Origin of the sequence: Methanoculleus sp. UBA413, assembly GCF_002502935.1 — an archaeon.
In the GTDB taxonomy this organism is placed as follows: Archaea; Halobacteriota; Methanomicrobia; order Methanomicrobiales; family Methanoculleaceae; genus Methanoculleus; species Methanoculleus bourgensis.
The window spans coordinates 1-1,270 of record NZ_DAQR01000093.1 but is presented as its reverse complement, the minus strand read 5'-3'; the positions used below and the strand labels follow the sequence as shown (position 1 = coordinate 1,270).

The 1,270-nt window shown below is 69.0% G+C and carries 1 pseudogene; it reads right to left on the bottom strand.

From position 1 onward, the window contains the following. Nucleotides 1-959, bottom strand: a pseudogene (locus tag BP858_RS07485) (radical SAM protein); the annotation flags it as partial. Between the last annotated feature and the right edge of the window lie 311 nt (nucleotides 960-1,270).

The window sequence follows — 1,270 nt, the reverse complement described above, 5'->3', positions numbered from 1 at the left end:
ACCACCGCCGGATCGGCGGTCTCCATCCCGAAGGCCGCGATGTCGCCCGGTGTGTGACCGGCGACGATCGCCGCGAGTGCCTCCCGGGCCGCCTCCTCGTGCCGGGCGATGGTGCCCGGGTTGATGTTGTCGATGTGCAGGGTCCGGAGATCGGGGGCGCTCTCCCGGATGGCAGAGAAGAGTTCCCGGAGCACCTCCGGACGCGGGACCGGGAACTCCCCGCCGCTGCTCTGGTAGGCGAGGAGGTCTGGCTGCCGCCCGAGCCTGAAGTGACGGGCGCCCGCCGCACGGAGTGCCGCCACCTCCTCCGCGATCCCCCCGATGCTCCGGTAGCGCGGGAGGCCGTAGAAGGGTTCCGTGCAGAACGAGCACCCCCCGACCGTCGCCCGGGAGCACCCGGTCGCAGTCTCGAGCTCGCACATCACATACGGGAACGCCGGGTGCCGGGCGATGATCCCGGCGCCGGCCACGCACCAGGGGTCGGTCAGGGAGTAATCGGTCGAACCGGCCGGCTCCCCGCCCGAGAGCCAGGCGTCAAGCGCGACCGCCGGCGACCCCGTGAGCGTGACGTCAAACCCGGTGATCGCCTGCCTGATAGCCTTTCTCCCCCCACCCGGCGCGTAGCCAAACGCGATAGGCCCGCCGATGGCGGTGGTCGGTTCCCGGAGCAGGGTCCCGAGCTGCTGGATCTCCGTGAGGGTCGCTGGCTTCCCCCCGATGTAGGTGCCGGGCACGGTCAGCCCTGCGATCATCACCACGAGATCGCCGCGGCCCTGGCCGGCGACCAGGGCCGGGTCGGACCTGACCTGGTCGATGGTGACGTAGCCGGGGGTGTAGCCCCGCTCGGAGAGGACCCCGGCAACCTCTCTCACGTAGGGGGAGATGTAGGGTGCAACCCCGAGGCACGCAGGCTCGTCGACGTAGCCGTCGATGATGAGGGCGTTAGTTGACCCCGGCATCTGCTACCTTGCCTCCCCGGGTAGACTCACGCGAAGAGCGCGAAGCCGCGAAGACCATGTGGTTGATACCTCTTGTACCTTCCCTTCGCGTCCTTCGCGGCTTCGCGTGAGGCCACGGTGCACATGCGATGCCAGATACAATGGTCCACTAGATATCATATCCGATCAGGCGGAGGAGCTCCCCCGCCCAGAAGAGTTTTCCCCGCTTGACGGGGTCGACGTTCCGGTCGGCGAGGTCGAACCCGATGATCCGGACCCGCGCTGCGCCGATCTCGTCGGCGGCAAAGACCGCCCGGTCGCCGTCGGTGAAC